This window comes from Acidaminobacter hydrogenoformans DSM 2784, assembly GCF_900103005.1.
Taxonomy (GTDB): domain Bacteria; phylum Bacillota; class Clostridia; order Peptostreptococcales; family Acidaminobacteraceae; genus Acidaminobacter; species Acidaminobacter hydrogenoformans.
In genome coordinates this window covers 25,868-45,927 of the sequence record NZ_FMWL01000018.1, presented here as the reverse complement: position 1 = coordinate 45,927, position 20,060 = coordinate 25,868, and the positions used below count along the sequence as shown (strand labels likewise).

At 51.6% G+C, this 20,060-nt stretch carries 15 protein-coding genes; 2 read left to right on the top strand and 13 right to left on the bottom strand.

Annotated elements, in window-relative coordinates; translation table 11 throughout:
- Positions 1 to 252 precede the first annotated feature (252 nt).
- Positions 253 to 960: an S-layer homology domain-containing protein gene (locus tag BLP63_RS13555; protein ID WP_170829461.1), complete on the bottom strand. Its 708-nt coding sequence runs from the start codon at positions 958 to 960 to the stop codon at positions 253 to 255.
- A 261-nt stretch (positions 961 to 1,221) separates the two neighbouring features.
- Between BLP63_RS13555 and BLP63_RS13550 the strand changes: the two genes are divergently transcribed.
- Complete coding sequence (locus tag BLP63_RS13550; RefSeq protein ID WP_092592465.1) at positions 1,222 to 1,941, top strand: molybdopterin-dependent oxidoreductase; 720 nt, start codon at positions 1,222 to 1,224, stop codon at positions 1,939 to 1,941.
- A gap of 724 nt (positions 1,942 to 2,665) precedes the next feature.
- Here the strand turns inward: BLP63_RS13550 and BLP63_RS13545 are convergent.
- From BLP63_RS13545 to BLP63_RS13510, 8 genes are all read right to left on the bottom strand, one after another.
- On the bottom strand, positions 2,666 to 4,141 hold the full coding sequence (locus BLP63_RS13545; protein WP_092592463.1) for an alanine/glycine:cation symporter family protein: 1,476 nt from the start codon (positions 4,139 to 4,141) through the stop codon (positions 2,666 to 2,668).
- Between the two features lie 138 nt (positions 4,142 to 4,279).
- On the bottom strand, positions 4,280 to 5,050 hold the full coding sequence (locus BLP63_RS13540; protein ID WP_092592461.1) for a dimethylarginine dimethylaminohydrolase family protein: 771 nt from the start codon (positions 5,048 to 5,050) through the stop codon (positions 4,280 to 4,282).
- A gap of 59 nt (positions 5,051 to 5,109) precedes the next feature.
- Positions 5,110 to 6,861, bottom strand: a complete 1,752-nt coding sequence (locus BLP63_RS13535) for a M20/M25/M40 family metallo-hydrolase (RefSeq protein WP_092592459.1) — start codon at positions 6,859 to 6,861, stop codon at positions 5,110 to 5,112.
- Positions 6,862 to 6,891: 30 nt separating this feature from the next.
- On the bottom strand, positions 6,892 to 7,767 hold the full coding sequence (locus tag BLP63_RS13530) for a dimethylarginine dimethylaminohydrolase family protein (protein ID WP_092592457.1): 876 nt from the start codon (positions 7,765 to 7,767) through the stop codon (positions 6,892 to 6,894).
- A 474-nt stretch (positions 7,768 to 8,241) separates the two neighbouring features.
- A complete protein-coding gene (locus BLP63_RS13525) occupies positions 8,242 to 8,895 on the bottom strand; it encodes a GntR family transcriptional regulator (protein ID WP_170829460.1) in 654 nt (217 codons plus the stop codon).
- Positions 8,896 to 9,066: 171 nt separating this feature from the next.
- Complete coding sequence (locus BLP63_RS13520; protein WP_092592453.1) at positions 9,067 to 10,512, bottom strand: SLC13 family permease; 1,446 nt, start codon at positions 10,510 to 10,512, stop codon at positions 9,067 to 9,069.
- Between the two features lie 342 nt (positions 10,513 to 10,854).
- Positions 10,855 to 11,886 carry an anti-sigma-I factor RsgI family protein gene (locus tag BLP63_RS13515; protein ID WP_092592452.1) on the bottom strand — a complete coding sequence of 344 codons (1,032 nt, stop codon included), beginning with the start codon at positions 11,884 to 11,886 and terminating at the stop codon, positions 10,855 to 10,857.
- Complete coding sequence (locus BLP63_RS13510; RefSeq protein ID WP_092592450.1) at positions 11,883 to 12,662, bottom strand: sigma factor; 780 nt, start codon at positions 12,660 to 12,662, stop codon at positions 11,883 to 11,885. Before BLP63_RS13510 ends, BLP63_RS13515 begins: the two co-directional genes overlap by 4 nt.
- Positions 12,663 to 12,916: 254 nt before the next feature.
- On the opposite strand from BLP63_RS13510, the gene BLP63_RS13500 reads away from it, so the two are divergent.
- Complete coding sequence (locus BLP63_RS13500) at positions 12,917 to 14,392, top strand: sigma-54 interaction domain-containing protein (protein WP_092592446.1); 1,476 nt, start codon at positions 12,917 to 12,919, stop codon at positions 14,390 to 14,392.
- Between the two features lie 158 nt (positions 14,393 to 14,550).
- Here the strand turns inward: BLP63_RS13500 and BLP63_RS13495 are convergent, their stop codons facing one another.
- The 4 genes from BLP63_RS13495 to BLP63_RS13480 all read right to left on the bottom strand — a co-directional run bounded on the left by BLP63_RS13495 (position 14,551) and on the right by BLP63_RS13480 (position 19,903).
- A complete protein-coding gene (locus BLP63_RS13495; RefSeq protein WP_092592444.1) occupies positions 14,551 to 15,909 on the bottom strand; it encodes a cation:proton antiporter in 1,359 nt (452 codons plus the stop codon).
- 480 nt (positions 15,910 to 16,389) lie between these two features.
- Positions 16,390 to 17,643 (bottom strand): ATP-binding protein, encoded by a 1,254-nt coding sequence (locus BLP63_RS13490; RefSeq protein ID WP_092592442.1) that lies wholly within the window; start codon positions 17,641 to 17,643, stop codon positions 16,390 to 16,392.
- A gap of 351 nt (positions 17,644 to 17,994) precedes the next feature.
- Positions 17,995 to 18,858, bottom strand: coding sequence for a hypothetical protein (locus BLP63_RS13485; protein WP_092592440.1), 864 nt, complete (start codon positions 18,856 to 18,858; stop codon positions 17,995 to 17,997).
- Between the two features lie 325 nt (positions 18,859 to 19,183).
- The gene (locus BLP63_RS13480; protein ID WP_092592438.1) at positions 19,184 to 19,903 is read right to left on the bottom strand and encodes a YebC/PmpR family DNA-binding transcriptional regulator; all 720 of its coding nucleotides are present in this window, start codon (positions 19,901 to 19,903) and stop codon (positions 19,184 to 19,186) included.
- Between the last annotated feature and the right edge of the window lie 157 nt (positions 19,904 to 20,060).

Genomic DNA, 20,060 nt, shown 5'->3' with positions numbered 1-20,060 from the left:
ATCCCTCCTTATCGCTTTCAGCTGGACCACCTTACTTGACAGCAGGTTGGCGCAGGGTCATAGAGCTGAACCTCTACCCTGACTCTTGATAAGACTATGAAGTTGTTGGGGTGTTACATCAACAGAATAGCATATTTAAACGGGATTGGGAAGGGGTGGTTTGGTTGGGGACAGGGACATATGGTTGGGGACAGGCACGCGTGATAAGTCCCTGTCCCCTAATGAAAATCGCTGGGAACCGTCCCCTTTGTGTCATTTTTGGATGTTGTAGATCAACTGGGCGGCTTCTGCCCTTGTCATAGACTTCTGCGGCATAAGCTGCCTGTCGTAGCCTGCCAGCCAGCCGGCGTTGATAAAGCGCTGGAACTGGGTTTTTGCGTAATCTGAAATGGTATCTGCATCCAGGAAGTTTTGGATGTTATAGTTGTATTTCTCTGGGATCTCCCACTTCGCAAAGGTCATGGTCTTCTCCAGCATGACCAGCATGTCCTCGCGGGTGATGGCCGCTTCAGGCTCGAAACGGTTCTCCCCTGCCCCGCTGATGAGATCGAGCTGCCTTGCGACATCGAGGTACGGCGTGTAATAAGCATTTTCGGCATCTGCAAAACTCTCAGTCTCCCCTATGCCTGGTACTATTCCAAAGGCGTGGATCATGAGGATCACGAAGTCCGCGCGTTTGATTGGGGCTTCAGGGTCAAAGCGTTCATTGCCGACCCCTGCCACTATGCCGCGGGCGGTTAGGAAGTCTACGGCGTCTTTGTACCAGGTGTCTTCGAGAACATCTGTAAAAGTGACGAGGCGGTAGTCGGTGCTGTTCGATCGCAGTTCCTCCTTTGTTGCATAGCTATTGGAAAACTCTGCATAGCTGGAAAAATTCGCGGTAGAAATCATACCAGCGCACAGCATCAAACTCAGAAGGAAATAGAAAATTGGACGTTTCGCAGTGTAGCGGAGATTCATTCTTTTCGCCCTCCTCGTTAGTCTACGCATGATTTTTGTATAATTTGTTCTCATTGTTATGTTTACTGGGTACTTATATTATACCCGCATGAGGCTTGTTCAAAGTGTTTTTGAGAATAAAGTCGAGTGACTTGCAGCAGGTTTTAAGGTTTGATGGGTAAAAATGGTGAAATGAGATTTGTGGAAGTGGATTCGTTGACCATCGGCAAATATTTGACTCGTAACTGATGTAAACGGTTTACCCGAAAGGAGACTCAGGCTATGAACACAAACGGCACGCTTATGAGACGACTCCCCCTGTTCCTGCTGCTGTTAATTCCGCTTTTCGCTGTCACCGCCTGTAATATGAATGATGGCACTGAGCCTGACACCAGCCCTGATGGGATCTCAAGCGCCACTGAAAAGCGCTATCAGGAGCTGGAAATCCGGGAGTACGAAGGGGTCCGTCTGGATCCGTCTATAGGACCTCGGGATAATTCCATCAGTGGTATTCAGCAGGTTAATGTTGAGAACTATCAGCTTCAGATCACAGGTCTGGTGGAGAAGCCTATAGTCTATACCTATGAGGACGTTCTTGCACTGCCTGCGGCAGAGCGTCTGATTACGCTTTATTGCGTTGAGGGGTGGGACGCCACCGTCTTGTGGGAGGGTGCAAGAATTTCTGAGCTCCTTGAACCAGCGGAGATCCTGCCAGAAGCGGTGACGGTGATTTTTCACTGTGTGGATGACTACTCAACTTCCATGCCCCTTGGGACCATACTGGAACGGGATATGCTGCTGGCCTATAACGCAAATGGCATCAAGTTGCCGGCTGCCCTGGGATATCCTTTCATTGTCGTAGCGGAGGACAAGCTGGGCTATAAGTGGGCGCGCTGGGTGGACGAAATTGAGTTGTCGGATGATCCTGATTATTTGGGCTACTGGGAGCGGCGTGGGTATGACAACGATCCGGATCTTCGGGAGGCTGAGACGACGCCGTGAGGGATGGGGAGAGGTGTTTTTTGGTGTGACCATCGGCAGAAGCTTGGTATTTTTCCTTTTTGGAGCGTAGGGGTTTTGGTGCGGGACAGGGACGCGTGGTTGGGGACTGGGACACACCAAAAAAAGGTCCCTGTCACTGACGCTTTTGTCAGTGACAGGGACTCTCCTATTTAGGGGACAGGGACATATGGTTGAGGACAGTCCCCCGTGTGTCCCATGTATATGAATCGCTAGGAACCGTCCCCATTGATTCCCCATGGAATCGCCAGGAACCGTCCCCTTTGAATGCCCTTGGGCTACTGGGAGCGGCGTGGGTATGACAACGATCCGGATCTTCGGGAGGCTGAGACGACGCAGTGAGGGATGGGGAGAGGTTTTTTTTGGTGTGACCATCGGCAGAAGCTTGGTATTTTTCAGTGGAAATGGGCAATGGAGACCATTTTGTTTTCTGAGGGATAAGGTTGTTTTAGCCAAATAAAAGAGCCCGGTTCATGTCCCCCACACAGAAATCGCTGGGAACCGTCCCCTTTGTGTCAGTTGGGGACTATGACACACCAAAAAAAGGTCCCTGTCACTGACGCTTTTGTCAGTTACAGGGACTCTCCTTTTTAGGGGACAGGGACATATGGTTGGGGACAGTCCCCCGTGTGTCCCATGTATATGAATCGCTATGAACCGTCCCCTTTGATTCCCCATGGAATCGCCAGGAACCGTCCCTTTTGATTTAAGCTTCTTTTTGTGTTTTGGTGATGGTTGGCTGATCTTCATAGAAGGCCTTGAAGTTTGGATCCACCTGGCCTATGCCCATAACGCGGGCTTTGTAGTCCTTGAGGAGCTCTGAGAATTTCGGGCTCAGGATGGCGAGGGCCACGACGTTGGCGAAGATTGGCAGTGCCGTGGACATGTCGGAGAAGAGCCACACGGTCGTGCCAGGGAACGCGTAGTAGACGGCGATCATGACGAGCGCGAGGCCTGGCAGCGGATAGGTCCACTTGTAGATGCCGAGGACGAGGTCTTTTTTCTTGGAGTCTCCCACCAGGAAGCGCATGACGACTTCCATCTGGGCGAAGAGGCCGCTGGCGGTGGTGATGCCAAACAGGAAGGTGCCAATGGCGAGGACTATGCGGCCTGCGGTGCCAATACCCGTTTCGAAGGCCGTGAGGGTCAGTTCTGCGCCTGCGAGACCGGAGCTCCACTGGCCTGTGACCATGATGACCAATGCTGTTATGGAGCAGATAAAGAGGGTGTCCACAGTGACTTCGAAGACGCCCAGGATGCCCTGTTTGACCGGGTGATCGACCTTAGCCGAGGCGTGGACCATAGGCGCTGAGCCCCAGCCCGCTTCGTTTGAGAAGACCGAACGGGCCATACCTGTCTTGATGGCGTGTGAGAATGCCGCGCCTGCAAAGCCGCCCACTGCAGCGGTGCCTGTGAAGGCGCTGCCAAAGATGAGTCCAAGGCTTCCCGGTACCATGGCAATATTCTTAAGAATAATAAAAATGCCTGCGCCAAGATAGAAGACGACCATGAAGGGAACCATGAACTCTGCAATGCGGCCGAGGCCTTTCAGGCCACCGGAAATCATGAGGTAAAGGACTATAGTGAAGCCAATAGCTACTGGGACCATGTCAAAGCTGAAGGTTGTGGCAATGGCCTCTGCTACTGTATAAATCTGAATGTTGATAAAGAAGCCGACCATGAAGCCAAAGGCGAACAACGCGCTCAGGAATTTTGCCACGCCATGCATTTTCTTCTGGATGCCTATGCCTTTTTTCATGTAGTAGTTTGGTCCGCCGTAAGCTGAACCGTCTTTGTTATGGGAGCGGTAGTGGACGGCCAGGGAGATCTCCGCCATCTTGATGACGGTGCCGAGGACACCGGCGACCCACATCCAGAAGATGGCACCTGGGCCTCCTATGGCAATGGCTGACGCCACGCCGCCTATGTTTCCGACGCCAACCGTCGTCCCCAGTGCAAGGCTCATGGCCTGGAAGGACGAGATGACGCCGGCGTTGTCTTTCTTGTCTTTGCCGCCTCCGGTAAAGGCCTTGATGGCTTCCTTAAAGGCGAAGCCGCCAAAACGGAACTGGAAGAACCCGTTTCGAACGGTCAGGTAGATGCCTATGGCCAGAATGGTCACAACCAGCGGCGTTCCCCAAAGTACCTCCCACACGATATACTCGATCATAGCTTGCGTCATACATTTGCCTCCTCAGCATTTGGATTTGGAACGGGGGTTGGATGGACTTTCAGGTGGGGACTGGGCCCGACCAAACTTTCAGGCGGGGACTGGGCCCGGCCAAAACTTCAGGCCGGGACTGTCCCCAACCAAACAGCCTTAAAACCTCAGTGACAGACAGCTTAACCCGCCGTCGAGCTTCCTGAATTCAGAGGTATCGACGACAATGACATTGTAGCCAAGCGCTTCTACCTTAGCCTGGGTCTTAGGGTAACCCGCCGGCACAATCACGTTGTCGTTGATCCAGATGCAGTTGCAGGAATAGGCTTCATCCTCAGAAACTTCCAGTCTGTTGAACTTCTCAAACACAGGCGTAGTGATAAACTCACCGCCAACGATCAAGTTATTGTTCTCAAGATACGCCAGTCCCGTCTTGAGATGGAGCATTTCCTTCATCTCTACCGCTTCGCAGGTCATGCCAAACTTGGCCAGGGCCTTGGTGAACTGGTCGATGCCTTCAGCGTTGGTGCGCTCGGAGAGGCCCACATAAAAGTGGTCGCCCACCATCATGACGTCGCCGCCATCCAACGTTCCCGGGGCCGTAATGTAAGCCATTTGATCCTCAGTATAGAACTTCTTCACCGCATCTACAATATAATCCTTTTCCTTATTTCTTGACGCGGCGCCTGGGTTGGTGATGATGGCGCCTGCTCTGGTACAGACCGCCACGTCTTCCACGAAGCAGGAATCCGGATAATCTTCGAGGGCGTCGAGGACGAGAACGTCAACGCCGCAGGCCTTAAGGGCTTCAATGTAGGCGTCGTGCTGTTTCAGTGCCAGGGCGTGGTCAGGCTTGCCAAGCTCGGGTGCTGAGGTGATGCCTTCAACCATGGATTTCGCCGGGCGGCGTACGATAGTATGCTTGAACATTGTGAATTCCTCCTAAAGATTAAGTTGTTTTTTCATTGCAGCATTCCATAAGACAAGTCCTATGAAATGTCATGAATCCTCTGAGTTTCAGCAGCGGGGACGGACGCCTCACCCGCCTTACCCAACATGGTCTCAATGGCTTTCAGAACCATTGCCGGCGTTCTGTGCAGCAGATCCTCCTTTAACACGCGCTCACTGATTTTATGGAAATCCTTCCCCCATGGGCCAATGTTAATGCACGGCATGGCATTTCTGGCAATGGCTTCGAAAGGAATGGCATAAAAATCACCATAAAGTGGCATCTGAGCTGCGACAGCAACCTCCAACGTCTGTACCTCCTCCGGCTTTAAGGAGACATAGCTTAAGTCTGAGATTCCTGTAAAATACGCCTCGAGGTCATAAGACTGGCCGTAGTTCTCAGTCGTCAGCGCGTTGAGCGCTTGCTTCAGTCCGAGGACGACCTCCGTGTGCTCAGCCCGGTCGAGGTAAGAGACACTTGGGTAGTATGGCGGGACGACGCCTATGATGACCATCGGCTGATCCGTTCCTAAAAAGTCGAGGATGCTGTCCAGCAAATTCCAGGTCGCTTCCGCATGATTATCAATGCCACTGTACATATTATCATTTTCTTTTTTGAGAGCGTCTTGATAGAAGGCATGGAACCGTTCTCCGAAGCGTGCTTCACACCGCTGAATCAGCTCTGAAAACGTCAGAACCTCCGGCGCCCACCGAACCGTTCGCTTAGGCCTTTTCGTATGCTTGTGATAAAGGTCTGCGGCCACGTTGACCCGGGCGGCAACTTCTTCAGCGGAGAACCTCGCCATATCCACCAGGGTGCGGATAATCTGATCCGGCATGCTGGAAAGGGGCTGGAAGCTGATGCATCCAAAGGCCGTCAGCGGCATGGAGACGTCATAGGTCGTCTTGCTGTCCCGCACCATCAGCCAGGTCGGCGGCGGGGACATCTCCCCCACTTCCTCAGCGACATCCGCCAGGGACGGATTCATTTCCGTTCGCCGCACAATTTCGCTTAGGATCTGGACTGGGTTGAAGCCCTCCGGGCTCTTGCCTGCATGGGCCAGGATCCCCCTCACATACACAAAGGGCAGGATTTTGCCGATGGATCCACCGGACAGCATCCCGCATTCCGGCGTTTTTCGCTGATGTGGCTCTGAATTGATCATCAGAATGTACTCCAGCTGGTATCTGTCTTTTAGCTCATCCAGGAGCACTGCGGCAGAGCGCATGCCGCCCGACAGATTCTCTTCATCAGACACAGCGATCAGAATCAGTGTTCCGTCAAAATCCTCCTGGTGGCCATAGGCGTCCATGATGGCCATTTGAATGGCGCCGCCACCCTTCATGTCCGCTGAGCCACGGCCAAAGATCCATTGATTGGATTTTAAATCCGCCATGGCCTCCTCGCTGATCGCTTCAGGGTCCTCTGCCAGCGACGCGAGGAGGGTTTCAGGATTGAAGGCGAACGCCTTATGATTTTTGAAGTCTTCAATTTCCACGATGTCAAAATGATGGACCATAACAATGGTTCTGTTGCTGCTGCCTTTGACCATGGCCCACGCGACTTCCCTCTGGTGCGGGTCATGCGCAACTTTATAAAGGCCAAAGTGCTCCGGGTGCTTCACGAAATAAGGATGGTCCTTGAAGTGTCTGTAAACGTAGGCGCTGGCTGCGTTTTCTGCCGGCGTTCCGGATTCGGAATTGATGGCCACATAAGGGTAAAATATTTTTTCAATTGCTTCAGGGTCAATGGCTTGAATGTAATTGAGATTCGTTGCTTTTAGGGTTTCCAATTGTCATCACGCTCCTGGGATTGTTGGCAGCTATGCCCGCCAGATGGGTGCCGTGAGGCAGGTCGGGCCGCCAGTGCCCCGGTAGGAGACCTCTTTGCCCAGATAAGTGTAGACTTTGGCGCCGTTTGCCTCGAGACCCTTCTTGACGGCGTCGTTGCCCTCCACCATGATGGCTACGCGGGGCGCGATGGCAAGGACGTTGGTGCCGAGGTAGTCATATTCGGCGTCCGGCGTCTCGATCAGGGTCATGCCGCGCTTCAGCAGCAGCTCCCGGAAGAATACCGGCATGTATTTGGAATACACCACTGCCAGGTCCTGGTCCACCATGGAGATGATGCTCATGAGATGGAGGCAGGCGTCGGGACCATCGGCATGAGGCATGGGGATGACGATGATCTCGTCCACCATACCCTCTGTCAGCTTTCGGAAGGCCTCTATGCCTGCGTCGTTGGTGCGGTAGCCTCTGCCGATGGCCACCGTGCGCTCATCCAGCCAAACGATATCCCCGCCTTCTATCATAGCTGGGGCTTCAATGACGCCAAGGGTTGGAATGCCGTTGGCTTCGAGGAAGCTCCGGGTCGCGGCGGCCTCTTTCGAGCGGAGGGCTTTGCCCATTGGGAAGTAGATGGCGCCTTTTTTCGTGACCTTCAGCGGGTCGTGGGCATAGATGGAATCGAGGCCCACGCTGGCTTCTTCCGGCAGATAGAGGAGCTCGGTGCCCTCGGCTTTGAGCGCGGCTTCGAAGGCCGCGTACTCTTTAAGGACGATCTCGTATTCTGGCGCGCCTATGTAGCCAAAGGCTTCGTAGTCCGCGTTCAAGGTGTTTTGATTTTTGAAGGCGGCTTCGGGGTGCTTGATCAATACTGTTTTTAGTTTGCCGGTCATGGATTGGCTTCCGTAGTGCATGCTGATCTCTCCTTGTCAGGTTGGATGGTGGTATGAAGCGTTTTGTATTTTTGTTGTTTTTTATATATTATATATGGATTTCTTTCATTGTAGACTTATTTGAAGACGGCGTCAAGGTGTTAATCGAATTTTCTGAAAACTAAAGACGGGGGCGCTGCTCCGCGCCGCCCCCCTGCTCGTATCAAAGGTCGAAACCGCCGCGACGGCCGTGCGCCGGTTTCCCCCATTGAAAGAGCCCTTCGGCGTGAACGCTGAAGGGCTTATGAACAGTCCTAATGTCTCGTTTTTCAGTTATAAAGACCTCTTGGTCCGGTCGGCGTGTCTCGGTTTACTGACAATGGCACTCTCAGCTCAGTCCGACTTATCTTGAATATTGCTGAAAGCGGGGCTCTGGCCCAGTCCAGCTTTTCCCGGTTCGTAAAAAACAGGCCTCGGCCCTCAGCCTCTCGGGACTTTAGGGTCAGCCTGCTTTTATCAAATCACAATCTCCATATCCGCATATTTGACATTCCAGTGAACGTCGCGGACGAAGCGGCGCAGCGCAGCTGCATCCCCTGCCTCGAAAAGCTCGAGGATCTTCCAGTGCTCTTCGTTCGTCATGCGCAGGGCTTCCTGATAAAGCTCTTCGGAATCAGTGGGGTTGTAGGATTGCTTGATGAAGATTTTCTTGAGACTTCCCAGAATGCGGATCAGGTCCTCATTGTCACTGGCTTCAATAAAAGTGCTATGGAAGCGGTTCTGAAGGTTATAGTAGAGATCATAATTCTTCTGGTCAATAGCCTCATCCATTTGATGGGCGAGCTGCCTCATGGCATCAAGGTCCAGAATTTTGCCCTGCTCAAGGCAGTCTGTGACGGCCAGGGCTTCGAGGGTACCAATAATCTTATAGATGTTGTTGGCGCGCTCCAAGGTCACTTCACAGACAACAAAGCCCCGTCTGGGGATCTGTTCTATATAGCCTTCTTTGCTGAGCTGAATCAAGGCTTCCCTGACAGGAGTCCGGGAAATCTTTAAGGCGTCGCAAATGACATTTTCATTGATTTTTTCTCCGGCTTTCAGCGCTTTGTTCCGTATCTGTTCTGAAATATAGTCATAGACAATGTCTGTGAGAGAACGGTAATTGATCATAAGTACCCCCAGCGTGTGTGATGGCATATGGTGATATTTTTAGAGTAACACTTTTTCTGGGAATGGAAAAGGGAGAAAATTGCCTGGGGTGTTGGTAGGGGACAGGGACGGACCAGATTTCTGGTCCGTCCCTGTCCCCTACCACATGTCCCTGTCCCCCACCAAAAAACATCACTGAACCAACTGAAACCACGGCATAAACAGCAGCATTACAATCACTGGCGTCAAGAACGTCATGACGACCCCAATCTTGAGGATGTGCCGCGGCCCGTAGTGCTCAAGGCCAACCAGCAAAACGATCTGCTGAAATGGCAGATAGTAATGCAGGTTCACCGTAACATAGGAGATCAGCATGACTGCAATGGGGTTCATGGTGGCCCCCGCCAGAGCCCGCAGCCCCGGAACGCTTATAGACAGCGACGTCACCGTACTTCCCACCAGCTGATGCACCATCATGTTGAGTCCAATGATGGCCGGTGCGAACCAGCCCGTGCCCACCAGTCCGTCCATTTTAAACACGGAAAACATGGCCTCAGAAATCCCGCTGGACTGCATGACACCCCCAATGGAAAACGCCGCCGTCAAGAAGATCATCAGCGGAAAATTCATGGATTTTATGTCCTTATGTCCAAGCGTCCCCGTCAAAAGTGCCAGCCCCGCCACGCAAACCACCGCGACAAATGCCGACGATACCCCATGCACACTCTCCGTCATCCACATCCCAACCGTGCCCAGGACCAGCACCAACACTATTTTTTCGCTCCTGCTGAAGGGATTATGGCTCACAATATGCTCCGAATCCTGATCTGAATCCCCCAGCCTGCCCCGAGCCACCGGATGCCCGAGCTCAACGCTAAACGCCTTACGGTTCATCAGAATCAAAAGCCCGGACATGATCAGTGTGGTGATGAAGCTTGGCACTGCCATCCACTTGGCCCAATCGAACCAGCTGATGCTCGTCCCGCTCATCTCCACCGCGAACGTATTCAGGATTACGTCCGCCGTCAGGAACATCATCAGCGTCGTCACCGCCGTCACAAAGAGATTCAGCATGACCACCTCACTGGTCGCCCGCGGAATATTGTGCCGCTTGATGTACTCTACAAAAATGGCTGCCAGGAGAATAGTCCTCGAAAAAGGCTGCGGAATCAAAAACATCATTAATAAATTCGAGGCAATCCCAACCCATATGAGGTCCATAGGCTTTTTCACAAACCGCGCCAGCAGTGTATCCGCCAGCCTCGCCGCAATCCCGGAATTGACAATAGCCTGAGACATCAGAAACGACATGGCAATGGTGATGAAATTGTCAGAGAGCGGAAACTTGAACACCTGCTGCAGCGGCGTCATGCCAAACAGCGAAAACATGATCAAGAGAAAAATGGACGTCACCGTCTGGGACACCGCCTGGGACGCCCAGCTCAGCACCGCCATGAACAGCGCGCCAAAAACAATTTGCTGTTCCACATTCAAATGCAGCGGATTCATTAGCGTCAGCGCCAGCGCCGCTGCAAGACATAATAAAAAAGCCCTCGGCTTAAGGCGAAAAAAGTTTTTGAATTTGTCACTCGCGGCCACGGCCGGCGGCGCAGTATTCTTCGGATTCTTCTGGGGCACGCTCTCCTCAGTCCTTCTCTGGAAAATTTCACAAACGAAATATTTCCAATTTTATCATAGTTTGTGCCCCCTGACCACCCACCAAAAGCCCAGTGCTCTGCCGATGGTCCCCGCCACCAACACCTCTACCTCCATTTATTATCCTGCTACGGCGTCATGATTTAAATGTGCCAAAGTTTTTATATTCAACTATAAAAAATATACAAATTGAACCAGTTTTCATATCGTATCATAAAATAGTTTCTCAAAGATGGAATCAACTATGCATTGCCTGGTCTTTTTTCTTTTTAAATAGAAAGGAACCGGCACAAAGCGCCGGTTCCTGACGTGGTCTTATCTCAATTAATTGTCTTTATTTCCATTGCCGTTTCCGACATCCTTGCCTTCGAGTCCTGGAGGCGTTGTAGGTCTGTCGCCTTCTTCTTCAGAGTCCTCGCTGCTGTCGGTTTCGGGATCATCGGCTTCAGGTTTTTCTGGTTTGTTTTTATCTTTGTCTTTGTCTTCTTTTTCTTTATCTTGATCCATTTCTTCTTCGTCTTCTTCGCCCTCTACTTTGGCTTTCTCTTCAGGGAGCTCGCCGTTTTCAAAGCGGAGGCGCTTGATTTCCTTCATGATGTCTTTCACAGAAAGCTCTTCTTTGTCGAGGTCATCAAGAAGGTCGTCCACGAAATCGATGACTTTTTGAGCTTCGTCGAGGTCTTCAGCGTCCTCATCCATAGCGGCATTCAGCTTTTGCAGCAGATTGAGCTTGCCAGGGGTCATGGCGTAGTCTTCGTTTTCCTCTTCGATAGCCGCGGCAAGCGCTACACGATCCGCGCCCACGCCTTGGACTTCAACTTCGGCTTCAATGCCGGCTTCTGTAACATAGGCCTTAATCTTGCCATCTAAATCCACAGTCAGCTTTTCAAGTTTTTCTTCGTTCTTTTTGGTGACTGTGATGACGATATCCGCTGTATCATCCTCTTCATTCAGGTACCCGTCATCAATCATTGCCTCTATCAATGCCTCAATTGCCTCGTCGCTTTCCATCCCTTTAAGGTTGAGCGCTTTGAGGATCTCTTCACCATCGGCATTCAAAGCTTTTGCGTTGATGACCTTATCAAAAGTGTTAAGTCTCATCTCCACAGACGGATTGACATCCACGTTGATGGTAGTTACCGGGTTCATGTAAGCGTAGGATACCGCGCCGCTGGTCACCAGCAGCACTGCTGCCGCAGCAGCCACCCACGAAGTTGCTTTCGAATACCATTTTGTTGTTTTCACTTCTATCACCTGTCCAATTTTGAAATTTTTGTTGTCGAGAAGTCGTACGCTGCCATCATTTTGCAGCGCAGCGGCTTTCGCTCCCCTGATCTCTGTAATTACGGCTTTCATCTGGATGTCTCCTCTCTAATGAAGCGCATGTACTGCGATAGGTGAGGAAAGTCCCCACCGACTATTTCAACTGCCGCTATTATGTATTTTCGGTGACGCTCCAGGATTTTTCGGGGTACACCGGACATTTTTTCGAGACTTTTTATGGGGAGCTGGCCATTTTGCTGCAGCGTCTGAAGCAGGACAGGCGATTCCAGGATGCAGTTGACGGCCAGCGCGCATGAAGATTTGGTTTTTTGGGCTTTGGGGGAACAATCGGCAAGGTCAAAGAAGGAAAAGCCGTAGGTTGAGAAAAGTTCGGTGGCGGCTTCGATTTCAAGCGTCAGGGCGTCGTCCGGCTCGACGGTGAGCTGGCGCAGCACCTGGGTGCGCATGGCCTGGTCTTGAGGAGCATCTTCGGAGCCGCTCCCGTTTTCGCCGCCACTGCTGCTGCCGCTTTCGAAGACGTTGGGGTCAATGGGGATTTCCTTCAGGTGCCGCGCTTCTTTTCGGGCGTGGTCGATGAGGCGGCGTTCAATAACCATGGCGGCGAAGCTGTAGAAGCTGCCTTTGTCTATATGATAGGTCCGGAGGGCTTCGTGGAAGGCTTCCAGGGAAATGGTGTAGTGGTCTTCGCCGTCGCCAATATGCTGCTTTCCGTGGCTGGAAGCGCTGGAGCGGTTCTGCCAGTGGCGGACGCTGCTGCGGATGAAGGCGTCGTTGTCCCGGATGAAGGCGTCTGCCATTTCCGGTGTTTTTTGAATTTCCATAACTTTGTGGTCAATGGCGCGTTCCATGGGGGGACACCTCCTTTGCTTGTCTTCGACAGGATTATATCACTCAGGGCGGCGGAGCGTCTACCGCAGGGGGGTTACAATTACTTAAGGATTTGGGGGAGTAAAAATTTTTTTACTTCACAACTGCAGGATGGGGTGAAGTTTGGTATAATGGAGGAAACGTGGTGTGGGACAGGGACTCGTGGCGGGGGACTGGGCCCCGCCATGAGTCCCTGTCCCACACCAGAAAACCACAACGAAAGCGAGGTCTTCCCATGCTTGAAGCCTATTATGACGTGATCACTAAAATCGAAAATTTCGTCGATGGCCTCATGATCGTCGACGACCAGTGCCGCATTGTTTACAATAAGCAGTTTCTTGCCGGAAGCTTTGATTTGAATGAGAAAGACTCTATTGGCAAAACGCCCATGGAGGTCTACCCCAACCTGAATCCGGAGGATTCTACCTGCTACCGGGCCATCCACTACGGGGAGTCCACGGTCAACCAGATCCAGAAGCTCGAGTACATGGGCGGCGGCGAAATGCTGGTCCTGGACAACACCTTCCCCATCATGGAAAACGGGAAGATCATAGGCGCGGTGAGCACCTCCAAGTACCTGGACAACGCGGCCCTGAAAAACTTCATTGACCTTCCCAACATGACCAGCTCCCACAAGGATGGGCTGTATGAAGTGAAAGACATTGTTGGGGAATCGGAGGTGATCCGGGCCCTGAAGCAAAGGCTTGTACGGGTGTCCAAGGCCCACGCCAGTGTGCTGATCTACGGTGAAACGGGCTCCGGCAAGGAGCTGGTGGCCCAGTCCATCCACAGCGGCAGCAGCCGGCGGGGTGAGATGTTCGTTTCCCAGAACTGCGCCGCTATCCCCCACACCCTCCTGGAAAGCATATTCTTTGGCACCACCAAAGGCAGCTACACCGGCGCCGAGAACAAGCCCGGCCTCTTTGAGATCGCCAGCGGCGGCACCCTCTTCCTGGATGAGCTCAACTCCATGGACCCCAGCATGCAGGCCAAGCTGCTGCGGGCCATTGAAGAAAAGAAGGTCACCCGGATTGGCAGCCACGAGCCCAGGAAATTTGATGTGCGCATTATTGCCGCCATCAACGAGCACCCCCAGAGCTGCATTGACCGCCAGCAGATCCGCCAGGACCTCTTCTACCGTCTCTCCAGCGTTCAGATCAAGGTGCCGGCCCTGCGGGAGCGACCGGAGGACATTCCCCTGCTCACCGAGCACTTTATTAAGCTTTTCAATGGCGAATATGGCATGAGCCTCCAGGGGGTAACGCCAGAGGTCGCGGCGCTGCTTCAGAAGTACAGCTGGCCGGGGAACGTCCGGGAGTTCAAGAATGTGATTGAGAGCGCCTTCAACTTTGCCACGACGAGTCAGATCAGCACTCTGGATCTGCCGGAGTTTCTGGTGGAGGCCGCGGCGCTGGAGGTGGGAAGCACTGGCAGCTCACAGGGCTTTGGAGGTGGCATAGGCGGCACTGCCGCTGCGTGGTCTCCAGTGCATGGTGGGGCCAGAAGCCAGGTCAAGGCGCCTGCCACTGCCCCCGCGCCTTCCCTCCCGCCGGAGTCCGTGAGCCTCAGCGACGCCATGGATGCCTTCGAGAAAAGCCTCATTTTAGCGCGTGCCGATGGGACCCGTTCCCTATCCGAGTTAGCCGGCAGACTCCAGATTTCGAAGCAGTCGCTGAATTATAAGCTGCAGAAGTATCAGCTAAAGTTGTAAAAGCTAACAGACGTTTGGTCGGGGACAGGGACTTATGGCGGGGACCTGTCCCCCGCCATAAGTCCCTGTCCCCGACCAAATAAACAAATAGGACCTGCCTCGAGGGCTGCAGATACTTGCGCGCCTGAAGGCAGGTCCTTTAATTTTTTTGCTTACAATCACATCAAATACACGGGATAGGGCTCTTCCAGGCAGTCCCGGCTGAAGTGCTCGTCCCCGCAGGGAACACTGAAGGGATCTGTCACGTCGTCGGCTGGGGTGTGGGATGGGGTGGTGGGACCATCGGCAGAAAGCTCTTCGAGCTTTAGCCAGTGTGCGAGAAGCTTCGCCGTGCTGGCCTGGAAGGTCAGCGTGATGAAGATGGCCGCGAAGGTCACCGAGGAGATGACCCGGGCACCGGGCACGTTTGCCGCCAGCATCATGCCTGCCAGAGCCGCCGGGATGACACCGGTCTCGCGGACCCAGCACATATAGAGGATTTCCTTGAGGGACCACTTGGCCTGACGGTCCCAGAGGACGCTGAGGAGGACGGACACCGGGCGGGCCACAAAGATCAGCACCGCGACCACCAGCAGGGCGCCGCCGAGGTTCGAGAAGAGAATGGCGAAATCAATGCTGGCTCCGAGCAGGATGAAGATCATCATGCGCAGGATCAGGGTCAGGACTTCTTTAAAGCGGACCTGGGTCTCGTACTGCTCTTCGGGGACCCAGAGGCCTATGATTTTCTTGTTGCCGCAGATCATGCCGACCACGAAGACGGCCAGGAAGCCGCTGAAGTGGAAGTGGGAGGCCAGGATGTAGGCGCTGATCACTGTTGCCAGACCAATTTCCGAAGGGTGCTCAGAGAACACGCCATGTTTCCTGCTGGCAATCAGGTAGGACGCCGGGAAGCCGACTATGATGCCCACAGCCACGCCGCCAAAGGCGCTGGTGCCAAGCTCAAGCAGCGTGCCGCTCAGGGAGAAGGTGCTGCCGGCGATCAGGCCGAGCAGGGTCAGCGTCAATATGGCTGCGACTGCGTCGTTGAAGGCGGATTCGGCAATGATGGTCTGTTTGAGGCGTTTGCTGATGCTCATGGTTTTGAAGAGCGGCACCAGGACAGATGGGTCGGTGGAGGCAATGACGGAGCCTAAGAGCAGGCCGGTCAGCAGGTCAAGATGGAGGATCCGGCTCGCCGCGAAGCCCGTGATGGCCGTGGAGGCGACAACGCCGACGGTGGCCAGGAGCAGCACCGAGAATTTGACTTTGCTCAGGACTTTAAGGTTGATTTCCCGGCCGCCATCGTACAGGATATAGGCTGCGCCAAAGGTTAGGATCAGCTGGTTGGCGGCGGGATAGGCGCTGACGTCAATCAGGTTGAAGGCCGCTGGGCCTATCAGAATCCCGGCGAGTATGTACATGACGACGTCTGGCATATGAATGAGTTTGCTGAGTTTTGAAAAGAGAACACCAGAAAATAAGACAATGGCTATGAGTTCGAGCATTTGATTGGTTTCAAACGCGAGAGTGCTGTGCATAAAAAAGACCCCTTATTATTTTGATTGGATATTTAATTGTGTAGGTGGTGTTGTTAAATTCATAACGAAAACGCAGGAATAATTGCATACCGTTTCAGAATTATGTGCCACGGCCGTGGACAAATCCGTCTAAAGCATGTCTTCTCATGATGTTCACAGCCGGTCACCTCCCAATCAAAATTTGCTGAAGCCGTTTATTTTGAACGCTTTCGTTTGAGGAAGACTGGTGTTTTGACCAGCTTGACCTCTTCTATTCACGATCATACGCCTATGCAGGAAAAATTGCAACCCCCTCAAGTGAAAATTCACAATGAATTAACATTTGGATGGGGACAGGGGCGCATGGTGTGGGACAGGGACGGCTGGGCCGTCCCTGTCCCACACCATGCGCCCCTGTCACTCTTTATGAATTGAATAGATCATACAAAAAGAGACAAGTCATTTTAAACCTGTCCCTTCTGAACATTTTCTTGAACTAAATCAAATTAACCATGCTGGAACATACCAGTTTTTCGAATCAATCGGCAGCAAATCATTAGCCATGCAAATGACGGCACCACTGCCAATAAGCGTCTTCATCTGTGGGGGCTCGCCAAATTTTTCCGGGGCTGTGAGCGGCTGAAGTACTTTAAAATGCTTAATGGCATCTTTTCCCGGAGATGCAGCTTTCTCTATCTCAATGGGGTACAGAGTGCCATTTTCGTAAATTAAAAGGTCAATCTCCTTCTGATCCTTATCTCTATAGTAGAAAACCGGTGGTTCTTTACCAGCGTTCAAGAAGCTCTTATAAATTTCTGAAAAGACATAGCTCTCAAAGAAAGGACCTGACATAGCGCCCGTCTCTAAGGTCTCGGGATCACGCCATTTCAGAAGATAGGCGCATAAACCCGTGTCCAGAACATGAAGCACCGGCATCTTTGTAATTCTCTTTAAGATATTGCTGTGAAACGGCTGGACCAGCGCTACAATCTGAGATGAAATTAGAATGGATAGCCATTTTTTTGCTGTTGGCGCAGTTATGCCACATTCTTTGGCGAGCTCTTCATAGACAACGGGCTTCGAAGTACGCGCCGCAACGATGGTCATAAAATTAAAAAACGCCATCTCATCCACCACCTGAGTTAAATCCTTGATGTCGCGTTTTAGATAGGTCTCTACATATGAACGATAATAGGCCTGCAGATCAATAGCCTCATCAGTGTACAACCGCGGCATGGAGCCCTTGTGGATACGACTGTAGATTTCTTTTAAGCTAAGTGGCTTGACTTCTTTTAGCCGGGACATAAGCCTTTCAGGATCTGTACTGAATTCCCTCGACGGGATCTGGTTAATTTCACTGGAAGACAAGCCTAACAGGCTAATTATTCCAACCCGTCCAGCCAGAGTCTCGCTGACATCCTTCATCATAACGAAGGATTGTGATCCCGTAAGCCAAAAGTCGCCATTCTTTTTAGACTTATCAACCGCCATTTTAATGTAAGGCAGCAGCTCCGTGGCATATTGAATTTCATCAATCATCACAGGAGGGGTATACCTTTGCATAAAAAGCGCAGGGTCTGTCTTGGCCAGATAACGCACATCCGGATCATCCAAGGATACAATGGTACGATCCGGTTCCGCAAGATGCTCAAGCAATGTCGACTTTCCAACCTGACGGGGGCCGGTAATAAGGAGTATTGGGAAGGTAGCGGAAATGTTTTTGACAGTGCCTTCTATGGCACGCTTAATATACATGGTTTCACCTCTTCCTTAAAATATGAGGACGCGCTGCCGATGGTCGTCCATTCCATACCTCAATTTTATTTTAGACGGTTTTCGAACGGAAATCAAGCTGCAACATTTGGTTGGGGACAGGGGCGCATGGTGTGGGACAGGGACGGCTGGGCCGTCCCTGTCCCACACCATGCGCCCCTGTCCCTCTTTATAAATTCTTAATGCTTTCCCGTCAAATTTCGGGTATAATATGACCATAAAGTCATGTGACTTAAAGGTCATATTACGCAAAAAAAAAGACGCAGAACCATAAAGCTCCTGCGCCTCAATTAGACTACGGTTTAACCGAGTCTATGTGCTCGCCTCATAAAATTATTTCTTATTTTCAGGTTTTGCTTTTTTGACTTTGTCTTCTTTTTCGTCGTCATCGTCATCATCATCGTCATCATCTTCATCATCTTTGTCGTCATCTTCATCGTCGCCATCATCTTCTAAATCGCTGAGCTTTACATTCATTTTATTTTCTTCGGATTTCATGTTTGGTTTTTGTAAGTCCGCAATTTCATCATCAAAATCAGACAAATCATCATAGCCCGTATCAAAAATCTCATTGAGTTCGTCGACCAAGAATTCTTCAACTTCTTCAGCATAGTCTTCATCATCTTTCTCAAGATCAGCAAACTCTTCATTCTCAGTCATAGCTGCAGAAACCGCTGCAATCAGATTGACGGTGCCAACGCGGTTAGGAATACCGTATTCTTTTAAGAGTTTGTTGGCAATTGCAGGCGCCGCTGGATACAGATCGTCGTCCATCATGTTTTCATTATCAACGTCTATATCTTTCAGCTCCATAGATTTAGTTAAAATTAGATCTTCCGCATCATCAAATTCTGCGGTAACTCTAATTTCGAACTCGTCAACAGGTGTATATTCAATTCCTTCAAAAATATACTTGTACCCTTTCGAAGCAGATCCACTTGTCATTTCAAATTCAGAAGTCTTTTCTTCAGGATCTTCTTTATCTTCTTCAAATATTTCTGCCGTAAGACCCTCTAAATCCTCCCCAAGTTCTGCATCAAGCCACACTGTGATAAATAATAGATCGTCTAAAACATAAGCGCTGATCTTAGGCTCTGACGCCTCATCTTTTTTCGGATTGCCATTTCCTGCAAACGAAAACGCCGACAGCATCAACACCATAATCGAGATCAACAATAGAGCTATAGGTCTTTTCATAATGCGCACTTCCTTTCATTACAATGGTTGAATATCTCAAATTCAACAGTTATGGCTACAGATATTCTACGCAAAAAGCTTATTGAACCAACGGCCGTCAAACCAAGCAATTCCCCCTTTTCCGGGCAGTAACTTTTGCATGCCTATTTATTACTTTCGAAAAAGCGGAATGAAATTCTGGGGTCACGGTAAAACATTTCTGTGTTCAAAAAACAAAAAAGCACCCTTGTGTCAAGTCTGATCACTCTAAATTCCGCGATCAGCCAGTTCAACACAAGGATGCTTCCAAGCATCCAGTGGATTGTACGAAAATTTTCCTTAAACCCTACGCCTGCTCCCAGTTGTGGTAAACCGTCTGCACGTCGTCCGAATCCTCCAGCAGATCAATGAGCTTCTGCATATTCTTGATATCGTCCTCGTCTGTGAGGGCGGTCGTCGTCTGAGGGAGGTAGCGAAGCTCGGCCATGGAGAACTCGTGACCATCGGCTTTAAGGGTATCACGCACTGCCCCAAAGTCTTCGATGGACGTATAGATCTCAAAGTGATCCTCTTCGGCAATGAAGTCCTCCGCGCCGGCCTCCAGGGCCTGCATCATGACCTCTTCCTCGTCCATGGTCTCCGTGCGGTCAATGACCAGGACGCCCTTGCGGTCGAACATAAAGCTGACGCAGCCGTTGGTGCCCAGGTTGCCGTTACCCTTGGAAAAATACGAGCGCACATCCGCCGCCGTGCGGTTCTGCTTGTCGGTGAGGCACTCCACCAGCACCGCGACGCCGCCCGGGCCGTAGCCCTCGTAGGTCAGCTCGCTGAAAATGGCGCCATCAGATTCGCCAGTGCCCTTCTTGATGGCACGGTCAATATTGTCATTGGGCATGTTGGCCGCCTTGGCTTTCTCAATGGCACTCAGCAGCGCCGGGTTGTACATGGGGTCGCCCCCGCCTTCCCGCGCCGCCACCATGATGTAGCGCCCAAGTTTCGTGAAGATTTTCGCGCGTTTTGCGTCCTGCTTGTTTTTGCGGTTCTCAATCGTTCCTATACGACCCATATGCTTTCCTCCAGGCATTAAATTTAACGCCATATTATACCACCAAAAGGCGGGGCGCGTCTATACCTGGGGGAAACACTAAATTTCAGGGCGGGGGGAATGGGTGAGCTTGGGGAGAGGTCAAAGACAAAGGCAGAGACAAAGGCAAAGCCTAAGA